The sequence below is a fragment of the Streptomyces sp. CA-106110 genome, from assembly GCF_050936285.1.
Lineage (GTDB): Bacteria > Actinomycetota > Actinomycetes > Streptomycetales > Streptomycetaceae > Streptomyces.
This window is the reverse complement of record NZ_JBNJNB010000001.1, coordinates 3,293,351-3,313,842: the sequence shown is the minus strand read 5'-3', so window position 1 is coordinate 3,313,842 and position 20,492 is coordinate 3,293,351. Positions and strand designations below refer to the sequence as shown.

At 71.5% G+C, this 20,492-nt stretch carries 21 protein-coding genes; 3 read left to right on the top strand and 18 right to left on the bottom strand.

What is annotated here, in order from left to right; translation table 11 throughout:
• Nucleotides 1-18: 18 nt before the first annotated feature.
• Complete coding sequence (locus ACQEXA_RS15250) at nucleotides 19-774, bottom strand: hypothetical protein (RefSeq protein ID WP_432934203.1); 756 nt, start codon at nucleotides 772-774, stop codon at nucleotides 19-21.
• A 236-nt stretch (nucleotides 775-1,010) separates the two neighbouring features.
• On the opposite strand from ACQEXA_RS15250, the gene gcl reads away from it, so the two are divergent.
• The gene (gene gcl / locus ACQEXA_RS15245) at nucleotides 1,011-2,795 is read left to right on the top strand and encodes a glyoxylate carboligase (RefSeq protein WP_432934205.1); all 1,785 of its coding nucleotides are present in this window, start codon (nucleotides 1,011-1,013) and stop codon (nucleotides 2,793-2,795) included.
• Nucleotides 2,796-2,852: 57 nt separating this feature from the next.
• Here gcl and ACQEXA_RS15240 read toward each other — a convergent pair whose 3' ends face one another.
• The 17 genes from ACQEXA_RS15240 to ACQEXA_RS15160 all read right to left on the bottom strand — a co-directional run bounded on the left by ACQEXA_RS15240 (nucleotide 2,853) and on the right by ACQEXA_RS15160 (nucleotide 19,555).
• Nucleotides 2,853-3,434, bottom strand: a complete 582-nt coding sequence (locus ACQEXA_RS15240) for a TIGR04222 domain-containing membrane protein (protein WP_359406101.1) — start codon at nucleotides 3,432-3,434, stop codon at nucleotides 2,853-2,855.
• A 160-nt stretch (nucleotides 3,435-3,594) separates the two neighbouring features.
• Nucleotides 3,595-3,831 carry a hypothetical protein gene (locus tag ACQEXA_RS15235; RefSeq protein WP_432934207.1) on the bottom strand — a complete coding sequence of 79 codons (237 nt, stop codon included), beginning with the start codon at nucleotides 3,829-3,831 and terminating at the stop codon, nucleotides 3,595-3,597.
• Between the two features lie 438 nt (nucleotides 3,832-4,269).
• Nucleotides 4,270-5,163, bottom strand: a complete 894-nt coding sequence (locus tag ACQEXA_RS15230) for a 2-hydroxy-3-oxopropionate reductase (protein WP_433130352.1) — start codon at nucleotides 5,161-5,163, stop codon at nucleotides 4,270-4,272.
• 44 nt (nucleotides 5,164-5,207) lie between these two features.
• Entirely contained in the window at nucleotides 5,208-6,047 is an 840-nt protein-coding gene (locus ACQEXA_RS15225) for a TIM barrel protein (RefSeq protein ID WP_432934211.1), read from the bottom strand.
• A gap of 205 nt (nucleotides 6,048-6,252) precedes the next feature.
• Nucleotides 6,253-7,038, bottom strand: coding sequence for a hypothetical protein (locus tag ACQEXA_RS15220; RefSeq protein ID WP_432934213.1), 786 nt, complete (start codon nucleotides 7,036-7,038; stop codon nucleotides 6,253-6,255).
• A 48-nt stretch (nucleotides 7,039-7,086) separates the two neighbouring features.
• Nucleotides 7,087-7,599, bottom strand: a complete 513-nt coding sequence (locus ACQEXA_RS15215; protein ID WP_432934215.1) for a hypothetical protein — start codon at nucleotides 7,597-7,599, stop codon at nucleotides 7,087-7,089.
• Nucleotides 7,572-8,846, bottom strand: coding sequence for an MCE family protein (locus tag ACQEXA_RS15210; protein WP_432934217.1), 1,275 nt, complete (start codon nucleotides 8,844-8,846; stop codon nucleotides 7,572-7,574). The genes ACQEXA_RS15215 and ACQEXA_RS15210 overlap by 28 nt, the downstream gene beginning before the upstream one ends.
• A complete protein-coding gene (locus ACQEXA_RS15205) occupies nucleotides 8,843-10,129 on the bottom strand; it encodes an MCE family protein (RefSeq protein WP_432934219.1) in 1,287 nt (428 codons plus the stop codon). The genes ACQEXA_RS15210 and ACQEXA_RS15205 overlap by 4 nt, the downstream gene beginning before the upstream one ends.
• Nucleotides 10,126-11,259, bottom strand: a complete 1,134-nt coding sequence (locus ACQEXA_RS15200; protein WP_433130350.1) for an MCE family protein — start codon at nucleotides 11,257-11,259, stop codon at nucleotides 10,126-10,128. Before ACQEXA_RS15200 ends, ACQEXA_RS15205 begins: the two co-directional genes overlap by 4 nt.
• Complete coding sequence (locus ACQEXA_RS15195; protein ID WP_432934223.1) at nucleotides 11,256-12,425, bottom strand: MCE family protein; 1,170 nt, start codon at nucleotides 12,423-12,425, stop codon at nucleotides 11,256-11,258. The genes ACQEXA_RS15200 and ACQEXA_RS15195 overlap by 4 nt, the downstream gene beginning before the upstream one ends.
• Nucleotides 12,422-13,459 carry an MCE family protein gene (locus tag ACQEXA_RS15190; protein WP_432934225.1) on the bottom strand — a complete coding sequence of 346 codons (1,038 nt, stop codon included), beginning with the start codon at nucleotides 13,457-13,459 and terminating at the stop codon, nucleotides 12,422-12,424. Before ACQEXA_RS15190 ends, ACQEXA_RS15195 begins: the two co-directional genes overlap by 4 nt.
• The gene (locus ACQEXA_RS15185; RefSeq protein WP_433130348.1) at nucleotides 13,456-14,697 is read right to left on the bottom strand and encodes an MCE family protein; all 1,242 of its coding nucleotides are present in this window, start codon (nucleotides 14,695-14,697) and stop codon (nucleotides 13,456-13,458) included. The genes ACQEXA_RS15190 and ACQEXA_RS15185 overlap by 4 nt, the downstream gene beginning before the upstream one ends.
• 11 nt (nucleotides 14,698-14,708) lie before the next feature.
• On the bottom strand, nucleotides 14,709-15,533 hold the full coding sequence (locus ACQEXA_RS15180; protein WP_433130346.1) for an MlaE family ABC transporter permease: 825 nt from the start codon (nucleotides 15,531-15,533) through the stop codon (nucleotides 14,709-14,711).
• A 3-nt stretch (nucleotides 15,534-15,536) separates the two neighbouring features.
• Nucleotides 15,537-16,307: an MlaE family ABC transporter permease gene (locus tag ACQEXA_RS15175; protein ID WP_360994691.1), complete on the bottom strand. Its 771-nt coding sequence runs from the start codon at nucleotides 16,305-16,307 to the stop codon at nucleotides 15,537-15,539.
• On the bottom strand, nucleotides 16,304-17,242 hold the full coding sequence (locus ACQEXA_RS15170) for an ABC transporter ATP-binding protein (RefSeq protein WP_432934231.1): 939 nt from the start codon (nucleotides 17,240-17,242) through the stop codon (nucleotides 16,304-16,306). Before ACQEXA_RS15170 ends, ACQEXA_RS15175 begins: the two co-directional genes overlap by 4 nt.
• A gap of 118 nt (nucleotides 17,243-17,360) precedes the next feature.
• Entirely contained in the window at nucleotides 17,361-18,419 is a 1,059-nt protein-coding gene (locus tag ACQEXA_RS15165) for a sigma-70 family RNA polymerase sigma factor (protein ID WP_433130344.1), read from the bottom strand.
• A gap of 68 nt (nucleotides 18,420-18,487) precedes the next feature.
• Nucleotides 18,488-19,555, bottom strand: a complete 1,068-nt coding sequence (locus tag ACQEXA_RS15160; RefSeq protein WP_432934235.1) for a lytic transglycosylase domain-containing protein — start codon at nucleotides 19,553-19,555, stop codon at nucleotides 18,488-18,490.
• 226 nt (nucleotides 19,556-19,781) lie between these two features.
• On the opposite strand from ACQEXA_RS15160, the gene ACQEXA_RS15155 reads away from it, so the two are divergent.
• Nucleotides 19,782-20,030 (top strand): hypothetical protein, encoded by a 249-nt coding sequence (locus ACQEXA_RS15155; protein ID WP_432934237.1) that lies wholly within the window; start codon nucleotides 19,782-19,784, stop codon nucleotides 20,028-20,030.
• Nucleotides 20,027-20,395 (top strand): helix-turn-helix domain-containing protein, encoded by a 369-nt coding sequence (locus tag ACQEXA_RS15150; RefSeq protein ID WP_432934238.1) that lies wholly within the window; start codon nucleotides 20,027-20,029, stop codon nucleotides 20,393-20,395. Before ACQEXA_RS15155 ends, ACQEXA_RS15150 begins: the two co-directional genes overlap by 4 nt.
• The last annotated feature ends 97 nt before the right edge of the window (nucleotides 20,396-20,492 follow it).

The window sequence follows — 20,492 nt, the reverse complement described above, 5'->3', positions numbered from 1 at the left end:
GGCCGGCCGCGGGGGTGATCAGCCGCGGCCGGCGGCCAGTTCGTCGGCCGGGCTGTTCACCGGCTGCGGTGTGCCCGTGAGATCGAGGACGAACAGGGCTACGCCGAGGCGGTTCGCGACCCTGCGCGCGTCGTCGTCGTATCCGGCGAGGGAGAAGTACGCGCAGCGGACGGACTCCGACATGGCGGTCAGCCACAGGCACTCCACGTCCCGCGGTGCGGCCGGGCGCAGCGTCGGGTTCACCTGCGCCAGGATTCCGCGTGCCGCGAGTCCTATCCCGTTGGGCGGCCGCTGGGCGGCGCGCCGGACGTCCCGGTAGCCGAGCCTGCGCAGATAGAGCGCGGTGGCGGTGACGGCGTCCCGCGGGGTGCGGATGGCGACGGGCCGGAAGTCGGCGGGGGACGACTCCCGCCCGGTGCCGTGTTGCGTTGTGACGCTGCTCCTCTGGGGCCGAAGACCCGGGTCCGGCACGTCGTCCGGATGCGACCGGGCCGAGGGGTCGGCCGGTCGCGGCCCCCCGTGCAGCGGAATCCGCAGGACGGCTCCGCAGGGGCAGCCCAGTTCCGGCTGCGGCCACTGGTCCTCGCGGGCGCACATGGCGCAGCGGACCGTGACCCATTCCTCGTCCCATGTGCGGTGAGTGATCACAAAGGGCGTGGAACAGCGGCTCAGCGGCGGTGCCACGGGTGCGCCGCAGGGGCAGGGATAGGCCGGCGCGGTGTAGAGGTGCTCGCGCCGGCAGGCCGGACAGTGCACCGGCACGCTCTCGGGCATGGCCCACTCCAAGGCGATCGGGACAGCGCTCCCATCGTGCTCCTACACAGCCTTTTTTGTCCTGGGCTTCGCCCGCTTGGCCGGGCCGGTGACCGTCCCGGTCACCCTCTCTTGACGGTCTTCTGCCTCCCACCTACATTGCTTCCAGATAGTAGAATTCAATTTCCGTATTACGGAAGTGCTCACCGCGGGGCGCGACGGGAGCGCGAGTCCGACATCCGAAGCAGGAGTACTCAATGGCTCGTATGACCGCTGCCCGAGCGGCAGTCGAGATCCTCAAGCGCGAGGGCGTCGGCGACGCCTTCGGGGTCCCGGGTGCGGCGATCAACCCCTTCTACGCGGCCCTCAAGGCCTCCGGCGGCATCCGCCACACCCTGGCCCGGCATGTCGAGGGCGCCTCCCACATGGCGGAGGGCTACACCCGTACGCGCCCGGGCAACATCGGCGTCTGCATCGGCACTTCGGGTCCGGCCGGGACCGACATGATCACCGGCCTGTACTCCGCGACCGGTGACTCGATCCCGATCCTCTGCATCACCGGGCAGGCGCCGACCGCCGTCATCCACAAGGAGGACTTCCAGGCCGTCGACATCGCGTCGATCGCGGCACCGGTCACGAAGATGGCCGTCACCGTCCTGGAGGCGGCGCAGGTCCCGGGCGTCTTCCAGCAGGCTTTCCATCTGATGCGCTCGGGCCGGCCGGGCCCCGTCCTCATCGACCTCCCGCTCGATGTCCAGCTCACCGAGATCGAGTTCGACCCGGAGACGTACGAGCCGCTGCCGGTCTACAAGCCCGCGGCGACCCGCGCCCAGATCGAGAAGGCGATGGCGCTGCTCAACGCCTCCGAGCGCCCGCTCGTCGTCGCCGGCGGCGGGGTCATCAACGCCGACGCCGCCGAACTGCTCGTCGAGTTCGCGGAACTGACGGGCGTTCCGGTCGTGCCGACCCTGATGGGATGGGGCGTCATCCCCGACGACCACGATCTGAACGCGGGAATGGTCGGCCTGCAGACCTCGCACCGCTACGGCAACGCGACGTTCCTGGAGTCCGACTTCGTCCTCGGCATCGGCAATCGCTGGGCCAACCGGCACACCGGCCGGCTCGACGTCTACACGGCGGGCCGTACGTTCGTCCACGTCGACATCGAGCCCACCCAGATCGGCAGGATCTTCGCCCCCGACTACGGCATCGCCTCCGACGCCAAGGCGGCCCTGGAGCTGTTCGTCGCGGCGGCCCGGGAGTCGAAGGCCGCGGGCGAACTGCCCGACCGCTCGGCCTGGGCGGCCGCCGCGCAGGAGAAGAGGGCAAGGCTCCAGCGCCGTACGCACTTCGACGACATCCCGATCAAACCGCAGCGCGTCTACGAGGAGATGAACAAGGCCTTCGGCCCCGAGACCCGGTACGTCTCCACCATCGGTCTCTCACAGATCGCCGGCGCCCAGATGCTGCACGTCTTCCGGCCGCGCCACTGGATCAACTGCGGTCAGGCGGGCCCCCTCGGCTGGACCGTCCCCGCCGCCCTCGGCGTCGCCAAGGCCGACCCGGAGGCGTCCGTGGTCGCCCTCTCCGGCGACTACGACTTCCAGTTCATGATCGAGGAGCTCGCCGTCGGGGCCCAGCACAGGATCCCGTACGTCCATGTCCTGGTGAACAACGCCTACCTCGGCCTGATCCGCCAGGCGCAGCGGGCGTTCGAGATCGACTTCCAGGTGAACCTGGAGTTCGAGAACGTCAGTGCGCCGGAGTTGGGCGTCTACGGCGTCGACCATGTGAAGGTCGCCGAGGGCCTCGGCTGCAAGGCGATCCGGGTGACCGACCCGAACGAACTGGGCGCCGCCTTCGAGCACGCCAAGAAGCTCGCCGCCGAGTACCGGGTGCCGGTCGTCGTCGAGGCGATCCTGGAGCGCGTCACCAACATCTCGATGTCGACCACCAACGACATCAGCCAGGTCGTCGAGTTCGAGGAGATCGCGACCGAGCCCGGCCACGCGCCGACCTCCATCAAGACGCTGAAGGTCTGAGCGGATCGCCGCAAGGGGCGGCCGGGGTGCACGACCGGCCGCCCCGCACGGCTGTCCTCATGCCATCCCGCAGCCGCCGCCGTCCCCGCTGCCACCGGTTGCGCCCCAGCCCGGCCGGAGCTCCAGCTCCGTGGTCCCGGCACGCCCGACGAGCCCGGCCGCACGGGCGAAGCGCGGCACGAGCGAGGTCAGTGCCTGGTCGCCGTACAGCGCGACGGCGAGCAGCAGTTCGTCGTTCGTGAGCCCCGTCCTGGACTCGGGAAGCGGGTCCCGGGCGCGCAGGGACCGCAGAGTGCGCCGTGCCGTCCACGTGGGGCCGGGCGGGAAGGCGCGCAGCAGTCCGGCCGCCCTGAGTCCGCGGCGCACCTCGGTCAGCGCGCTCCGCACACCCCGCCGCTCCAGCAACTGCCCCATCCCCGCGGTCCGGTAGAGCGCGGAGTGCACGGCCTTCGTCAGTGCCGGGACGGCCTGCTCCGGGTCGTTGAGCGCCCCCGTGGTCCGCATCGTCGCGGGCCGCCCGGGTCCGACGGCGCCCCGCAGGTGCAGTGTGAGCACGGCGACCGTGACGGCGGCGCGGGGACCACCCCGTAGAAACGCGATCTCGTGCGGCTCCAACCGGATCGTCGACGTGGTGTCCATAGGGTCCCCCGAACGAGTCGGGGCCCGCCGCCCCCGTGCCGGCGGGCCCCGTGTGCCGAGAATGTGCCCTCGGACCGGGGTGGTTGAAGCCTTTTGAACAGTGTTCAGAGGTTGATTTGAGGATTGCGTAGCCGGCGTACGCCCGCAGGCGTAAGCGCTCTCATTCGGCGTCGAGGTCCGACAGTCCCGGCCAGTCGTCGGGTCCTCCGCCCTGCCAGTCGATGAGGTCGCCCTCCTCGACCTCGATGCGGTCCAGATCGGCCATGCGCAGGATCTCGACGACGTCGTCCAGGTGGCTGGCGATCCCGAGCGTCACGTCGCCCTCGGTGACCCGCCGCGATCCGTCGAGGGCCGGGGGGTGCACCACGATGTGCGGAAATTCCGTTGGCTGCTCCATGCCTTCAGCCTCCTGCCACCGGGCCGGAACCGCACCCGGGCACACCGAGAGCGCCGGATACGGGACATCGCGCATCCGGCGCTCTCGGTCGTACGCGGGCCGGGACCGCGGCGGGCGCGACGGTCCCGGGGGCCTGCCTCCCTCTGGTCGGGAGCAAGGCGCCCGGGGCCTTCGCCACCGCACTGGCTCGCACGCCACCGCGGTCCCGGTCCCGCTCTCCGCCGATCCGGGCGACCACCCCTCATCCGGGTCGCTCGGTGGTGGCGGGCCTCGCGCCCGTCTCCCGACCCTTCGTCAGGAGACGGACGTGGTCACGGGCGGCCTGCGTGGGGCCGCCGGCGACGGTCGTCCCGTGCGGCGGCTGGTTCCGGGCCGCGGCGGCGCCTGGGCGCGACAGGACAGATGTCGGCGCCGGCGCGGCCCGGGGTCTTGGAGGGATCAGGCCTGTGTGCCGGAGAGACGTTCCACGGCCCGCAGCAGGGCCGAGTGGTCGAGCCCGCCGTCGCCCTGTGCACGCAGAGCGGCGACCAGCTGGGCGACCACGGCGCCCACCGGCAGGACCGCGCCCACGGAGCGGGCCGCGTCCGTGACGATGCCCATGTCCTTGTGGTGCAGGTCGATACGGAAGCCCGGCTTGAAGTCGCGGTTCAGGAAGTTGTCCTTCTTCCGGGCCAGCACGGTGGAGCCCGCGAGCCCGCCGCCCAGGACCTCCAGGGCAGCCCTCAGGTCCACGCCCGACTTCTCCAGGAAGACCACGGCCTCGGCGCACGCCTGGATGTTGACGGCGACGATCAGCTGGTTCGCGGCCTTCACCGTCTGGCCCGAACCGTGCGGTCCGCACAGGACGACGGTCTTGCCGAGCGCCTCGAAGACCGGCCGGGCCGCGTCGAAGTCGGCCTGTTCACCGCCGACCATGATGGACAGCACGGCCTCGACCGCGCCGGCCTCGCCACCGGAGACCGGGGCGTCGAGGACACGGATGTTCTTGTCCCGGGCGGCCGCGGCGAGGTCGATCGAGGTCTGCGGAGTGATCGAGGACATGTCGATCAGCAGGGCGCCGGGCCGGGCGTTCGCGAGGAAGCCGTCCGGGCCGTACGCGACGGCCTCGACCTGCGGCGAGGCGGGCACCATCGTGATCACCACGTCGGCGTCCCGCACGGCCTCGGCGATCGAGCCCGCCGCGGTGCCGCCGGCGGCGGTCAGCCGGTCCAGCTTCTCCTGTTCCAGGGTGTAGCCGGTGACGTGGTAACCCGCCTTGATCAGGTTCTCCGACATGGGGGAGCCCATGATGCCGAGGCCGATCCAGGCGATCTTGGGGAGGGTGCTGGTCATGAGGGTGCCTCTCTGACTGCTCTGGTGTCTCAGTGGGGTGGCGCTCAGCGGGAGGAGCGGGCCTCGACCGGCAGCCACGCGAAGGTCTCGGCGCTCGGCTTGTCCCCGGGCTTGTACTCCAGGCCGACCCGGCCCGTGTAGCCGGACTTCGCGAGCTCGTCGAGGAGGTCCTCCAGCGGGAGCGAACCCGTGCCGGGGGCGCCGCGACCGGGGTTGTCGGCGATCTGGACGTGGCCGGTCCTGGACGCGTACCGCTCGATCACCGACGGGAGGTCCTCGCCGTTCATGGACAGGTGGTAAAGGTCCATCAGGAACCGCGCGTTGCCGAGGCCTGTGGCCTCGTCGACCTGGTCGGCGATCGCGACGGCGGCCGAAGCCGACACCAGCGGATAACGGGGCGACTCGGGCCTGTTCAGCGCCTCGATCAGCAGGACCGCCCCGATCCGGTCGGCGGCGCGGGCCGCGAGGACCAGGTTCTCCAGAGCGAGCGCGTTCTGCTCGGCCGGGTCGACGCCGTCGACGCGGTTGCCGTACAGCGCGTTGAGCGCCCGGCAACCCAGCGCCTCGGCGAAGTCCGCCGCCACATCGATGTTGGCGCGGAACTTCTCCGACTCCTCGCCGGGGACCGACAGGGCGCCGCGGTCGGGGCCCGGCAGCTGTCCCGCGTAGAAGTTGAGGCCCGTGAGCAGGAGGCCCGCGTCCTCGATCGCCTTCTTCAGGGCGTCGAGTTCCGAGCGCTCCGGGGTGGGCGAGTCGGTCCAGGGCCACCACAGCTCGGCCGCGGTGAAGCCGGCCGCGGCGGCGGCCGCGGGCCGCTCCAGGAGCGGGAGTTCCGTGAAGAGGATCGACAGGTTGACGGTGAAGCGCTGGTCTGCGAATCCCATCGGGGCGGGGCTCCCTTCCCTTCCGGCGGTGCTTCCGTGCTGAAGCCCAGGATCACTGTAATTCCGTATTGCGGAATATAATTTCTGCCTAATGGAAGACTGCCGCCGGTGAGGGGTGAGTGTCAAGAGAGCTCACGAAAAGTGCCCCCGCGCGAACTGCGCGAGGGCACCGCCGTGTACGGAGGCGAGGGCCTGCCGGTGTGGGTCAGAGCGCGTCCACGGCACTGACCTTCCAGCCCCCGGAGGTACGGGTGAGCGTCATCCGCACCCGGTTCAGGTCGAGGCGGGACCCCGACACCTGGGTGCTCCGGGTGACCTGGTTGACGAACAGCAGCACCACGACCCGGTCCGGTGCGGCCGACACCACGGAGGCCGCGGGGGCACCGCCCGTGGGCGCCGCCACCGTCGCCTTCACCACTCCGTGGTACTTCGTCGCGGTCGGTCCTACCACCGTCTTCGTGGTCTTGAGGTACTGGTCTCGGAAGGCGCCGGTCAGGCAGGCGCGGGCGCGCGCGAAGTCCCGGTCCAGATGCCGGTAGTCGTACGACAGCACGACCGGTGCCGCCTTCTGCGCGGCCGCGAGCGCCTCCTCGCGTGCCTGTTCGGTCTGTCGGCCCTCCCGGTACTGCCATCCGAGGACGGCGGCGGCCACCAGGCCCGCCACCAGCAGGATGCAGAGCGCCACGGTGAGCAGCCCGGTGCCGGACCACCGGGCGGGCGTGCCCTCCTCAGGCCTCTCCTCGGCGGATTCCTGCGACGGCTCCGGCGGGTCCTCCCAGCCGTTCGGCGGGGCCTCGATGAGCAGGGTGCGCCCGGAGCGCTGCTCCTCGGCCGGCGGTGCCTCGTCGGCGGGGCCTTCCGCCCCGAGGGTGCCGTGCTGCTCCGGGCGCGCCGGCCGTCCGGCGCGCTTGGCCGCAGCGCGGGCGGCCGCGGACATGGTGCGGCGGGCGGGTGAGCCGGCGCCGCGGACTCGGGAGCTCGGGTTCGCCACGGTGTCTCTCCTCACTGATGTGGCCTGGCGGATCACGAGGCGGCCTGCTCAGCCCACGAACGCGACGTCGGAGGTCAGCCAGCGGCCGCGCTCGCGCACGAGGTCGAGCTGCAGCCGGTAGGTGCGCGCCTGTCCCTGGGGCGCGGCGGTGTTGGTCACCTTGCTGTCGGCGACGACCAGGACCCGGGCCGAGCGGTCGTCCGAGCGCACGATCCCCGCCTCGAGGACCTGCCCCTCGGACACCGACTTGTTCTGCGCGACGAGCTTCGTCAATTCCCCGGTCTGCGCGGCGAACTGCTTCTTGAAGTCGCCGGTGGCGCCGTCGAGCACGTTCCCGCTGTCCTGGCGGTAGTGCCGGTAGTCGAGCGAGGTGAAGTTCAGCGCCGACTGGCGGGCCGCCGCCAGGATGTCCTGTCTGCGCTGCTCCACCGCGCGCTGGTCGGCGAGGCGTACGCCCAGCAAGGCCGACAGCGCGACGGTCAGCACGGTCACGGCGACGAGTCCCGCGGCCAGCGCCCTGCGGCGGCCCCCGCTCATGCCATCGGTCCCACGAGCAGCCATTGCCACGACTCCTTTCCGAAGACGGTCTGTTCGCCGCCCGTCGAGCCGATCTCGACGGGCGTTCCGTCCGGGCCGGTGGCGGTGCCGGTCTCCGGGTCGTACGGGGTCACGTAGGCGGACCGGTCGGCGCCGCCCGAACCGCTCTGCGCGCCGGGGGCGTTCTGGGCGCCGCGCACCGATGTGGCGCTCCCGCGCGGCGCGGTGCAGCGCGCACCGGTGTCGGCCGCCCGTGTGCTGGTGTCGGAGGGATCGCGCCGGCGTGTCCCGTACCCCTGGGTGCACGGCGGCGGATCGTCCACGTTCACGACGAGCCCGAAGTGGGTGGTGCCGTCGCCCGGGAGGACGGTGTAGCCGCCCGCGACCACCACCGGGAAGGTGACCAGGGCCTGCTCCAGGCCGGGCAGCCGCGCCGTGGTGACCTGACCGCCGCTGATGAGGTTGGCCAGCAGGACGGGGAGGTCCGGCCGGCCGGACCTCAGCAGGGAGTCGACCTCCTGCGCGGCGGGCGCCGTGTTGCCGATCAGCCGGCGCAGGTCACCGTCGCTGGACTTCAACCGGTCGGTGAGCGCGGCCAGATCGCGGGAGAACGACTTGATGGCCGAGCCCTTGTCGGCCTGTGTCTTGAGCACCTTCTGCGAGTCCTCGATCAGGGACACCGTCTGCGGGAGCGAGTCGGACGCCGACTCGACGAGCGCGTTGCCCGAGTCCACCAGGCGGCTCAGCCGCGGTCCCGTGCCGGCGAAGGCCTTGCCCAACTCGTCGACGGTCGTGCGCAGATCGTCCTTGCCGACCGATTCGACCAGCCGGTCCAGGCTGAGGACGAGATCGGTGACGGGCAGCGGAACACGGGTGCGGCTGCGCGGGATCGGGCTGCCGTCGATCAGATACGGGCCGCCCGAGCGGCGGGGCTGCAGGTCGACGTACTGCTCGCCGACCGCGGAACGGTCGGCGACCACCGCCAGGGTGTCGGCCGGGATCCGCGGTGCGCCGTCCTTGATCGTCAGGGACACCGAGACACCGGAGCCGTTCAGCCGCAGATCGCTCACGCGGCCGACCGGCACTCCGCGGTAGGTGACCTCGGCGCCGGGGAAGATGCCCCCGGACTCGGCGAAGTCGGCGCTCACCGTGTAGCCGCGGCCGAGGATGTCGTCCGCCAGGCCGGTGTACTCGGCGCCGACGTAGGACACCCCGAGGGCGGTGAGGGCGGCGAAGGCGATCAGCTGGGCCTTGACCGTTCGTGTGATCACGGCTGTATCCCCTTCAGCATGAGCTCGGCGAGGGCGAGGTCGATCCCTGGCGGGAGGCGGCGCGCGTTCCCCGCGGTGCCGTACGCCGCGGTGCACACCGGCGGGCACAGCGGGCCGCCACCACCCGGCGGAGGGGAGGTCGAGACGGGCGGTTTCGGCACCTTGGGAAGGCCCGGCACCGTGGGCAGCGCCGTGGGCACCGGAACGCTCGGTACGCTGGGGAGCGGGGGAATGCCAGGGGTACCGGGCTTGCCCGGTTTGCCGCTGCCCTTGCCGGGTTTGCGGGTGAGGTTGCCGTAGAGGTCCGCCAGGTCCAGATCGGCGGTGATCTTGAGGTTGACGTAGTCGCCCTTGACCGCGTCCACCGCGTTGCGCGGGAACGGGTAGGTCGTCAGCAGCTCCAGGGAGTTGGGCAGATCGTCGCCCGCTTTGTCAAGCTGTCGCAGGATCGGCCGCAGCTGCTCGAGGTCGGCCACGGTGTCGTCCCGCGAGGCGTTGACGACCCTGGTGCCGGTCGTGCCGAGCCGCGAGAGGGCGGTGAGCATCTTCGTCAGGTCCTTCCGCTGGTCGGCGAGGACCTTCAGGGCGGGCGGCAGCGCGTCGACGGCCTGGCCGATCGTCTTGTTCTCGGTCCGCAGCCGCTCGGCCAGCCGGTCGATGCCCTTGAGCGCGCGGACGATCTGGGCGCGCTGCTCGTCCAGACCGCCGAGGAACGTGTCGAGCTGGGTGAGGAGGGACCGCACCCGGCTCTCGCGCCCCTCCAGCGCCTTGTTCAGCTCCACGGTGATCGTCTTGAGCTGGGCCACTCCGCCGCCGTTGAGGAGCGCCGAGAGAGCGGACAGCACCTCCTCGATCTCCGCGTTGCGCCCGCTGCGGGAGAGCGGGATGACGGCGCCCTCGCGAAGCCTTCCGACCGGCGGGGTGCCGGCCGGCGCGGACAGTGCCACGTACTTCTCGCCGAGCATGCTGGTCTGCCGCAGGTCGGCCACCGCGTTGGCGGGCAGCTTCACCGAGTCGGCGACGCGCAGCCGCACCCGCGCGTGCCAGCCTTCCAGTTCCACCTTCTCGACGGCGCCCACCGTGACGTCGTCGACCTTGACCGCCGACTGCGGCACCAGGTCGAGGACGTCCCGGAACTCGACCGTGACGTGGTACGCGTGGCCGTCCCCGGCCGCACCGCCGGGGAGCGGGACGTCGTACCAGCCGTTGAACTCGCAGCCGGACAGCAGCAGTGCACCGGTCACCGCCCACGCGACCGCCCGTCCCGTGCTCAGGATCCTCATGCCGCGCCCCCCAGGATCCCGCCGAGCGTCCGGTCGACCGTGCCCGTCCCGGCCGGCGCCGTGGGCACCTTCGGCAGGGAGTCGAAGAGCCGCCGCAGCTCCTTGCAGTCCGGGTTCCTGCCGCCCTCGTCCCCGGTCGTCTTCAGCAGGGAGCACAGCAGGGACGCCGGGTCCTGCGCATTCTGTACGTTCTCGCGGGTGTCGAGGGTGCCGGAGGACGGGTTGTAGGCGTTCTCCAGGTTCGACAGACCCGTGGGGGCGACGGTCAACAGTTCCTCCAGCGCGGCCCGTTGGGTGACGAGGACCTTGGTGACCTTGCTGAGACCCCGGACGTTCTCGGTCAGTGACCTCTTGTTGGCCTTCACGAAGCCGGACACGTCGCCGAGTGCCGTCGCCAGGTACCGCAGGGCCGCCGCGAGGTCGTCGCGCTCCCCGGCGAGCTGTGCCGCCACCTCGGCGAGGTCGTCGTTGAACGACCGCACGCTCGTGTCGTCGGCCGCCAGAGCGGCCGTGAACACCTGGAGGTTGCGCACGGTGCCGAACAGATCGCCCCGGCCGTCGGAGAGCGTGGTGACCGCCTGCGAGAGGTCGTCGACCGCCTGGTTGAGGTTCGTGCCCTGGCCCCTGAGGTTGTCCGCGCTCACCCCGAGCAGCCGCGACAGGAAGCCGTCCTTGTTCGCTCCCTTCGGCCCAAGCGCGTCGGCCGTGGTGTGCAGACTGTCGAAGATGCGGTCCAGCTCCACGGGGACGGCCGTGCGTGACTCGGGGATCACGTCGCCGCTGCGAAGAGCCGGGCCCTTCCGGTACACCGGCAGCAGCTGGACGTAACGGTCGCTGACCACGGAGGAGTTGATGATCGCGGCCCGCGCGTCGGCCGGGATCCGGCGTCCCTCGTCATACTCGAGCTCCACCCGCACCCGGCCGCCCTCCGGTGTGATCGTCTTGACCTCGCCGATGCGGATGCCGAGGACACGGACGTCGGAACCGGGGTAGATGCCGACGGTGCGGGGGAAGTACGCCGTGATGTGGACCGTGCGGGGGTGCGGCCACAGCGCGACGGCGAGTGCGGCGAGTACGGCGAGCGCGGTGAGCAGGGCCAGGGCACGGCGGAGACCGAAGCGTTTCGTCATCGCGAACCTCCCGTCCGCGGCACCAGCGGGGCGGCGACCAGGTTCTGCACGTAGGTGTCGAACCACCGGCCGTTGCCGAGGGTGTTGGTGAAGACCCGGATGTAGGGCGCGAGCAGTCTGACGCTCCGGTCGAGGCTCGCCTGGTTGCGTTCGAGCATCCGCACGAACGTGTTGAGGTTCCTGAGCGCCGGCCCGATCTCCTTGCGGTTGTCCTCGACCAGCCCGGACAGCTCGATGCCCAGCAGGGCGGAGCTCTTGAGCAGGGTGTGGATCGCCGCGCGGCGCTTGCTGATCTCCTTGAACAGTTCGTCGCCGTCCTTCACAAGCACGGAGAAGTCCTTCGTGTGCTCGGCCAGCACCCCGGTGACTCCGTTCGCGTGCTCCAGGAGCCCGCGCAGGGCCTCGTCGCGCGAGGCGACGGTCCGGGAGATCCTGGCCAACCCCTGGATGGACGCGCGCACTTCGGCGGGGGAGTCCTGGAAGGTGGTGGATACGGTGTCCAGCGCCTTCGCCAGCCGCTGGGTGTCGACCTTCTCCGTCGTGGTGGTCAGATCGCTGAACGCCTGCACGACGTCGTACGCCGACACCGTCCGCCCCAGCGGGATCTCGCTGCCCGGTCTCAGCCGGCCCGGTCCCTTCGGACTCAGCGCCAGGTACTTGGCGCCGAGGATCGTCTTCACCCGGATCGAGGCGCCGGTCGTGGTGCCCATCTCCGGGTCGCCCTTGACCTTGAAGGTCACCCTGACGTGGTCGTCCTCCAGGTCCACGCCCTTGACCGCGCCGACCTTGACCCCGGCGATCCGCACCTCGTCACCCGGCTTGAGACCGCCCGCCTCCGAGAAGGCCGCACTGTACGTCTGGCCGCCACCGATCAGCGGCAGGCTGTCCGCGTTGAACGCGGCCACGGTCAGCAGGGCGAGGACGGTGAGTCCGACGGCCCCGACCACGAGGGGGTTCCGCTCACGGAACGGCTTCAGCCGTGGCCGGCGCAGCCGCACCCCGGGCAGCTCGGGCGGCAGGACGCGCACCCTGACGAGGGGTTCGGGGCGTCCGGTCCGGCTGCGGCGGGCCGGACGCCGCACCCTGGGCAGCTTCGGTGGCAGGACGCGCACCTTCACCAGGGGCTCCGGACGGCGGCTTCGGGCCCTGCCCGGCAGGATGCTCATCCGCCGCACCTCGCCTGCGCCACGTGCATCTCGGGGGTCAGCACCTGCTTCGTCTTCGGCAGCACGATGCGGCCGTCGAAGTCGCACAGGTAGAAGTTGAACCACGAGCCGTAGGACGCCGTCCCCGTCAACTCGTTGAGCTTGTCCGGCAGCCGCTTCAGCACGCCCTCCACGGTCTTCTCGTTCCTGTTCAGCGTTCCGGTCAAGGTCGTCAGCCCGGCGATGTCGTCCTTCAGCGGCGGACGCGCGTCCTTCAGCAGCCCCGAGGTGGCCTCGGTGAGGTCGCCGATGCTCACCAGGGAATCCCCGATGGGTTTGCGGTCGGCGGACAGCCCGGAGATCACCCGCCGCAGCTGGGTGATCAGCCCGGAGAAGCGGGCGCCGCGCTTGTCGAGCGTCGCGAGCACCGTGTTGAGGTTGTCGACCACGGAACCGATGAGCGCGTCACGGTCGGCGAGGGTCGTGGTCAGCGACGCCGTGTGCGCGAGCAGGCTGTTCACGGTTCCGCCCTCGCCCTGCAGGGTCCGGATGATCTCGGTGGCGAGCTGGTTGACGTCGTTCGGGCTGAGCGCGGCGAACAGCGGCTTGAAGCCGTTCAGCAGCGCGTTGAGGTCCAGCGCCGGCTTCGTCCTGGACAGCGGGATCGTGCCACCGGGCCGCAGCCGGGTGCCGTCGCCGGGCCCCTCGGCCAGCGCGATGTACCGCTGTCCGACCAGATTGCGGTAGCGGACGAGGGCGTGGGTGCCGGTGAGCAACGGCCGGTCGGCCGCGACGGTGAAGGTGACCTCCGCCAGCGTCCGGTCCTTGATCCGGATGCCCTCGACCTCGCCGACCCGCACCCCGGCTACCCGGATGTCGTCGCCCTCCTGCAGACCGGTGACATCGCTGAACACTGCGTGGTACGTCTGCTTCGGGGTGAACGAGACACCCGCGACGGTGGCGGCGAGCAGCGCCGTCGCCGCGATCGTCACCAGCGCGAACAGGCTGAACTTGACCAGCGGTGCGACCGTCTGCCGGGCGTGTGTCCTGCTCATGCGACGCTCACCGCCGTTCCCCGGGCGAGCGGTCCGAACAACAGGGTCGTGACGGGCGGCACCTCGTCCGCGGGCACGCCCAGGACGGGGGCCACGAGCGAGCCCACGGCACGCTGCTCGGCCGCGGTGCCGGACACGGTGGCCCCTCCGGGCAGCGCGCCCCCCGAACCATCGGCCTTCGTACCGTCGTCGAGCTTGGGTTTCGGTCCGGGCACCGGTGGATGGGGCATGCCGCGGCAGCTCGGCCCCGACCGCTCGGCGTAGCGCGGCTCCTCGCCGGGCCGGTAGGCGCTCTGCGGACGCACGGCCTCGAGGGTGATCCGCATCTCGCCGCCGCGGAACGCCTTCTCGGACTCCTGCTCCTGCCTGACCAGACCGGCCAGCAGGCAGGGGTACTCCGGGGAGTAGCGGGCGAACAGCTCCAGGGTGGGACGGGAGACCCGGCCCAGGGTGATCAGCCGGTCGCCGTTCTCGTCGAGCACGTCCCGTGCGGTGCCCGCGACCGTCGCCGTGGTGCGGAGCGCGGCGGCCAGCCTGTCCTGCTTCTCCACGAGGGTGCGGCTGGTGGTGACGGTGTCGTGCAGGATCCGCATCAGGTCGGGCGCGGCGTCGGCGTACACCTCGGCGACGTCGGCGAAGCGTGCGATGTCCCGCTTGAGGGACGGCAGATGCGGATTGAGGCGGCGCAGATAGCCCTCGACGCGGGTGAGGTTGTCGCCGATCCGGTCGCCGCGGCCCTCGAGCGCGGTGGCGAACGCCGAGAGCGTGGCGTTCAGTTCGCCGGGCCGGACCGTGCGCAGCAGCGGCAGCAGGTCGTTCATCAGCCGCTGGAGCTCGATGCCGGTCCTCGTGCGGTCCTGGGTGATGACGTCCCCGGCGCGGATGGGCCGGGCCGCGGACCGGGCCGGAGCGACCAGGTCGACGTACTTCTCTCCGAACAGCGTCTTGGGCAGCAGCCGGGCGTGCACGTCCGAGGGGATGTACGCCACGTAACGCGGCTTGAGCGCGAGGTCGAGGGTCGCCTTCGAGCCGTCGGTGTGCACCCCGCGGACCTCGCCGACGAGCAGCCCGCGCAGCTTCACGTCGGCCCTCGGATCGAGCTGGTTGCCGAGGCGGTCCGCCTCCAGAGTGATGCGCACGACGGGGGTGAACGCCTGCTGGTACACGGCCACGGCCAGCGACAGCAGCAGCCCCAGCACTGCGATGAAGGCGATGCCGTACAGCCGGAGTCTCAGCACTCTCGCCCCTCTCACCCCGCGATCCGCACGGTCGTGTTGGCGCCCCAGATCGCGAGGCTGAGGAAGAAGTCCAGGACGTTGACGGCGACGATGGAGGTGCGCACCGCGCGGCCCACCGCGACGCCGACACCGGCCGGCCCGCCGCTCGCGTGATAGCCGTAGTAGCAGTGCACTAGGATGATCAGCAGCGCGAAGACGATCACCTTGCCGAAGGACCACAGCACGTCGACGGGCGGCAGGTACTGGTGGAAGTAGTGGTCGTACGTGCCCTTCGACTGCCCGTAGAAGACGGTGGTGATGGTGCGGGCCGCGAGGTAGGACGACAGCAGCCCGATCACGTACAGCGGGATCACGGCGACGAAACCGGCGATCATGCGGGTCGTCACCAGGAACGGCAGCGAGGGGACGCCCATCACCTCGAGAGCGTCGGTCTCCTCGCTGATCCGCATCGCGCCGAGTTGCGCGGTGAAGCCGGCGCCGACCGTCGCGGACAGGGCGAGCCCGGCCACCAGCGGGGCGATCTCCCGGGTGTTGAAGTACGCCGAGAGGAACGCGACGAAGTTCGAGGTGCCCAGCTGGTTCAGGGCCGCGTAGCCCTGGAGCCCGACCTCGGTGCCGGTGAAGAACGACAGGAAGGCGATCACCCCCACCGTGCCGCCGACGACGGCCAGCGCACCACGGCCGAAGCTGACCTCGGCGAGCAGCCGCAGGACCTCCTTCTTGTAGCGGCGCAGGCTGCGGCCCGTCCACGCCAGTGAGCGTCCGTAGAAGGAGAGTTGGCTGCCCAGCTGCTCGAGTGAGCGCAGCGGGGCGTCGAGGAGTCGTGTAGGTCGCATCGGCTACCCCCGCTGCGGGACGATCTGGAAGTACACCGCGGTCATCACGAAGTTCGTCACGAACAGCAACATGAAGGTGATCACCACCGACTGGTTGACGGCGTCGCCCACGCCCTTGGGGCCGCCTTGGGCGTTGAGTCCCTTGTACGAGGCGACGATCGCGGCGATCGCGCCGAACACCAGCGCCTTGATCTCGGCGGCCCACAGGTCGGACAACTGGGCGAGCGTCGTGAAGGAGGCCAGATACGCGCCGGGCGTGCCGTGCTGGAGGATCACGTTGAAGAAGTAGCCGCCCGCCACGCCCACGACCGACACCAGCCCGTTGAGCAGTACCGCCACCACCATGGAGGCCAGCACACGGGGCACAACGAGCCGGTGGATCGGATCGATGCCGAGCACCTGCATCGCGTCGATCTCGTCCCGGATCCTGCGCGCCCCGAGGTCCGCGCAGATCGCCGTGCCGCCCGCACCCGCGATCAGCAGCGCGGTCACGATGGGCGACGCCTCCCGCAGCACCGCCAGCACCGAGGCGGCCCCTGAGAAGGACTGGGCGCCGAGCTGCCGGGTCAGGCTGCCGATCTGCAGCGCGATGACCGCCCCGAACGGGATCGAGACGAGGGCCGTGGGCAGGATGGTGACGCTCGCCACGAACCAGGCCTGCTGAATGAACTCCCGTGCCTGGAAGGGGCGTCGGGGCAGGGCCCGCAGCACGTCCAGCGCCATCGCGAACAGCTGGCCCGAGTGCCGCAGCGCTCCGGCCGGGGACAGGCTCATGCGCCGGTCACCTCCGTGCGGTGCAGCTCGGCCTCCCGTCTCGCGATGGCCTCCCAGCGCGGCGGGCGGCTGATGCCGGGCCCCGGCAGCAGGCGGGGGGTCATCTCCCCGCGACCCGGGGTCCGCGGGCCGTCGCCGAGCTGCGCCAGCTCCTGCTCGACCTGGGCGGCGTCCTTCTCCTCCGCCATGCCGATCGGCCCCTGCATCCGGCCGTTCAGGAACTGGCGCACGACGGGCTCGGCACTGGTCAGCAACTGCTCGCGGGGCCCGAACATCACCAGTTCACGCCGGAACAACAGACCGATGTTGTCGGGCACCTGGCGCGCCGAGGCGATGTCGTGCGTGACGATCAGGAAGGTCGCGTCGATCTGCGCGTTGAGGTCGACGATGAGCTGGTTGAGGTAGGCCACCCGCACCGGGTCCAGGCCCGAGTCCGGCTCGTCGAAGAGGATGATCTCCGGGTCGAGCACCAGCGCCCGTGCCAGACCGGCCCGCTTGCGCATCCCCCCGGAGATCTCGCCGGGCAGCTTCTCCTCGGCGCCGATCAGCCCGACCATGTCCATCTTCTCCAGCACGATGCGCCGGATCTGGCTCTCGGACCTTCGGGTGTGCTCGCGCAGCGGGAAGGCGATGTTGTCGTACAGGTTCATCGAGCCGAACAGCGCGCCGTCCTGGAACAGCACCCCGAACAACTTCCGCACCTCGTACAGGTCGTGCTCCCGCAGTCTGGTGATGTCCCGGCCCGCGACCTTCACCGAACCCCAGTCCGGCTTGAGCAGCCCCACCAGCGTCTTGAGGAACACCGACTTGCCCGTCCCGGAAGGACCGAGCATGACCGAGACCTCCCCCGCGGGAAGGGTCAGCGAGACGTCCTGCCAGACGACCTGGTGACCGAAGGACTTGGTCAGCCCTTCCACACAGATCTCGACACCCATCCCGTCCACCCTTCGCCCGCGAGCAGCTCCGACATCCGCTCTACGGGGAGGGGCCGGGCGTCCGTCGCGGCGAGGCCGGAATTTTTCCGACGGGTTTCCGGACGGGCCTACGGCCGGTCTAGGGCAGCTTCACGGGCGGCGTGCCCGGCGTGGGGAGCGAGAGGGACGGCAGGGCGGAGGTGGCCGGAACCGACGGGAGCGGGGGGACGCTGACCTTGACCGGCAGGTCCGGCACGGCCGGCAGTCTCACCTCGGGGAGTCCTGGCACCCGCAGGACCTCGGGTCCCGAGAGCACGGCGGCCGGGGCCGACGAGGCGTCCGGCGGGGACGGCTCGGACTGCGGCCTGGACGATCCGCCGGAATGTGGTTCCGTCGCCCCCCGAGCAGGGTGCGCCGCGGTGGGGGCGGGCCCGCGCACCCGCGGAGTGCGCAACACGTCGTTTCTGCCCGGCCGGGGCGACTGCGGGCTGCGTGACGCGGACGGCCGCGGAGCCGGACCGTGTGTGCCTCCGCTGGAGTCGAGGGTGTTCGGCAGGACGAATCCGGCCACCACCAGGGTTGCCGCCGTCGAGGTGACGGCCACCGTCTGCACCTTTCCGCCCAGGCCCTGCCGTCCGCGCCCGAGCAGGAACAGCGCGAACCCGAGCGTCCCCGCCAGCGACGCGCGCAGGGTCCGGCGGGCGCGGGCCAGCAGCGACTCGACGGTGCGGTAGCTCAGCCCCATCCGCACGGCGACCTGACCGACGTCCAGGTCCTCGGACTTGAGCCGCAGCGCCTCCGCCTGACGGCCGGGCAGCTCCCCGCTGCGCACGGCCAGCCACCTGGCCTCGGCCCGGTCGCACACCGCCTCGTCGACGGGGACGGGGCCCGGGGCGATCAGCGTGGGGCTGCGGCGCACCTCGGCCTCCCGGTTGACCTGCCGGTGGCGGTCGACGCACAGCCGCATGGTCACGGTCGTCAGCCAGGCGCCGAGACGCTCCTCGTCGAGATCCGGGCGCTCCGCCGCGCGCAGCATCGCCTCGTGCACCGCGTCCTCGGCGTCTTCCAGGCTCATCGATCTGCGCCGGGCCACCTTGAGCAGTTGCTCACGGTGGCTCCACATGCGCTCCCACCGGTCGTGGGCCGCCTGTGTCTCGTCGGGCGTGGCCGTCTTCGCCTCCGCAGGCTCCGTCCCCATGAGGGCCCCTTTGCGCTTTCCCTCCGGTTCTCCTACCCCCGGTGGGTGGCGACATTACCGCCCGGTATTCAGAGTTGGGAGGGGGAGGAACCCGGCGAATTCCTGCCGGCGCCCGTCAGCGGGCCGATGGGCAGCAGACCTGTGGGCAGCCCGAGGCTCGGGGTCGGTATGGGCAGCGCCGGTGCATGCGTGCGCGGCGCGGCGCCCGCCGAGGTGGACGGACCGGGGGAGGGCGCGGCAGGCGTCGGCGTCGGATTCGGGGTACGGGACGGGCCGGGGCCCGGGCGGCGGTGGGACGGCGTCGGCGAGGGTTTCGGCGTGCTCGGGTGGGAGGGTGCCGGGCGGTCCCGGGACGAGGCGGGCAGGTCCGGCACCACCAGGTGTCCCTCCAGGAAGTACGCGTACCAGGCCCTGACCGTGCGCAGATAGGCGTCCGAGTGGTTGTAGCCGAGGATCGCCCGGTCCAGGCCGGCGGGGTCGGAGAGGTCCCGCCCGCCCGCGCACAGATAGCGCCCGGCGGCGAGCGCCGCGTCGAACACGTTGTCCGGGTCGGCCCGCCCGTCGCCGTTGCCGTCCGCTCCCCATCGGGCCCAGGTCGACGGGATGAACTGCATCGGGCCGACCGCGCGGTCGTACACCGTGTCCCCGTCGTACACACCGCCGTCGGTGTCCCGGATGACGGCGAAGACGCCGCCGGTCAGCCGGGGCCCGAGGATCGGTGCCGCGGTCGTACCGTCCGCGGTCAATCGGCCGCCCCGTGCCTGCCCGGATTCCACCTGGCCGATCGCGGCCAGCAGCTGCCAGCGCAGCCGGCAGCCGGGCGCGGTGCGCGCGAGCTGCGCCTCGGCGCGCCGGTATGCGCCGAACACGCCGGCGGGCAAAGCGCCACCCGTCGCCTCCGGCGCCCTGGCGCGCTCCGGTTCCGCCGTCCGCAGCGGCGGGAGCGCGGTGCGGTACGGGGTGTCGCCCGAGACGCTCGGGCCGAGCTCGGCGGGCACCCCCGGCCGCGCGGGCTCCGACGCCCGCGCCGCCACCACACCCGGCGCCTGCGAGGCGGTGAGCGCCGCCATGGCCGCCGCCGCGACGGCCGTACCCCTGGCCCTTGCGAGCCGGACCTTGAACTGTCGCCCTGCCACTGTGCCGTCCCTCCGTGTGAACGTTCCGTCCCCTGCTCTACGCGGACGGACGGCGTGTCCGTCGCGGGAGAGCGGGCCCGTTCCACGGGAGGCGCTGCCCCCGGTCCGCCCGCAGCCGGCCCTCCGGTGCGAGGAAGGCGCTCGGGAGCCGGGGGGTTCGGCGTCGGTTAGGGTCGCATCGTGGCGATCGGAGCGGCTCCGTCGCCGACCGTTCTGGGGGCACGCGATGCGTTTGAGAGTGGAGTTCACGACCGAGCCCTTCGACCTCGACGAGGCGCCCGCGCACGCGCTCGTCGCCCGTGAGGTCATCGGGGCGGCCGAGCTGGACGCCGTGGACGTCGGCCCGTTCGGCAACACCGCCGAGGGCGGCGCCGACACGGTGCTCACCGCCGTCGACGCGCTGCTGCGCAAGACCCTGGAAGCCGGCGCCACCCGAGTCACGCTGCAGATCAACGTGCTGGAGGAGGGCGAGTGACCGGTGTCGGGGACGAGCCCTTCATCACGGCCGTCAAGCCGCTGGTCGACGCCATGGGGGGAGAGATGCTGCCCCTGGACCAGGCCGGCCCCGACGATGTGGTGCTCGCCTGGGACGGCGCGGACGTCGTCGCCGTACGCCTGCCGCAGCTCGCCGACTCGCTCGATCACATCCTGGCCGCGATGGAGCGCAAGCAGGGCAAGCCGCTGGCCGAACTGGACCGCAAGGCCAAGCAGGAGGTCGTGCGGATACTGGAGGCGCGCGGTGCCTTCTCCGTGCGCCATGGGGTGGAGACCGTCGCGAGCGCCCTGGGCGTGAGCCGCTTCACCGTCTACAACTACCTGAACCGTGAGAAGGGGGCCTGACCGGCCCGGACGTTGCCTCTCCGGCAGTGGCCGCCGGACCCGAGGCCCTTCCTCCGCCTCCCGTGACGAGCCGCCGTCCGGCCTTCGGGCGGCGGTC

What these genes read in the sequence shown, in the direction of transcription:
- ACQEXA_RS15250 (WP_432934203.1), bottom strand. Translation starts at nt 774, where the DNA reads ATGCCCGAGAGCGTGCCGGTGCACTGTCCGGCCTGCCGGCGCGAGCAC.
- gcl (WP_432934205.1), top strand. Translation starts at nt 1,011, where the DNA reads ATGGCTCGTATGACCGCTGCCCGAGCGGCAGTCGAGATCCTCAAGCGC.
- ACQEXA_RS15240 (WP_359406101.1), bottom strand. Translation starts at nt 3,434, where the DNA reads ATGGACACCACGTCGACGATCCGGTTGGAGCCGCACGAGATCGCGTTT.
- ACQEXA_RS15235 (WP_432934207.1), bottom strand. Translation starts at nt 3,831, where the DNA reads ATGGAGCAGCCAACGGAATTTCCGCACATCGTGGTGCACCCCCCGGCC.
- ACQEXA_RS15230 (WP_433130352.1), bottom strand. Translation starts at nt 5,163, where the DNA reads ATGACCAGCACCCTCCCCAAGATCGCCTGGATCGGCCTCGGCATCATG.
- ACQEXA_RS15225 (WP_432934211.1), bottom strand. Translation starts at nt 6,047, where the DNA reads ATGGGATTCGCAGACCAGCGCTTCACCGTCAACCTGTCGATCCTCTTC.
- ACQEXA_RS15215 (WP_432934215.1), bottom strand. Translation starts at nt 7,599, where the DNA reads ATGGCTGCTCGTGGGACCGATGGCATGAGCGGGGGCCGCCGCAGGGCG.
- ACQEXA_RS15205 (WP_432934219.1), bottom strand. Translation starts at nt 10,129, where the DNA reads ATGAGGATCCTGAGCACGGGACGGGCGGTCGCGTGGGCGGTGACCGGT.
- ACQEXA_RS15200 (WP_433130350.1), bottom strand. Translation starts at nt 11,259, where the DNA reads ATGACGAAACGCTTCGGTCTCCGCCGTGCCCTGGCCCTGCTCACCGCG.
- ACQEXA_RS15195 (WP_432934223.1), bottom strand. Translation starts at nt 12,425, where the DNA reads ATGAGCATCCTGCCGGGCAGGGCCCGAAGCCGCCGTCCGGAGCCCCTG.
- ACQEXA_RS15190 (WP_432934225.1), bottom strand. Translation starts at nt 13,459, where the DNA reads ATGAGCAGGACACACGCCCGGCAGACGGTCGCACCGCTGGTCAAGTTC.
- ACQEXA_RS15180 (WP_433130346.1), bottom strand. Translation starts at nt 15,533, where the DNA reads ATGCGACCTACACGACTCCTCGACGCCCCGCTGCGCTCACTCGAGCAG.
- ACQEXA_RS15175 (WP_360994691.1), bottom strand. Translation starts at nt 16,307, where the DNA reads ATGAGCCTGTCCCCGGCCGGAGCGCTGCGGCACTCGGGCCAGCTGTTC.
- ACQEXA_RS15170 (WP_432934231.1), bottom strand. Translation starts at nt 17,242, where the DNA reads ATGGGTGTCGAGATCTGTGTGGAAGGGCTGACCAAGTCCTTCGGTCAC.
- ACQEXA_RS15165 (WP_433130344.1), bottom strand. Translation starts at nt 18,419, where the DNA reads ATGGGGACGGAGCCTGCGGAGGCGAAGACGGCCACGCCCGACGAGACA.
- ACQEXA_RS15155 (WP_432934237.1), top strand. Translation starts at nt 19,782, where the DNA reads ATGCGTTTGAGAGTGGAGTTCACGACCGAGCCCTTCGACCTCGACGAG.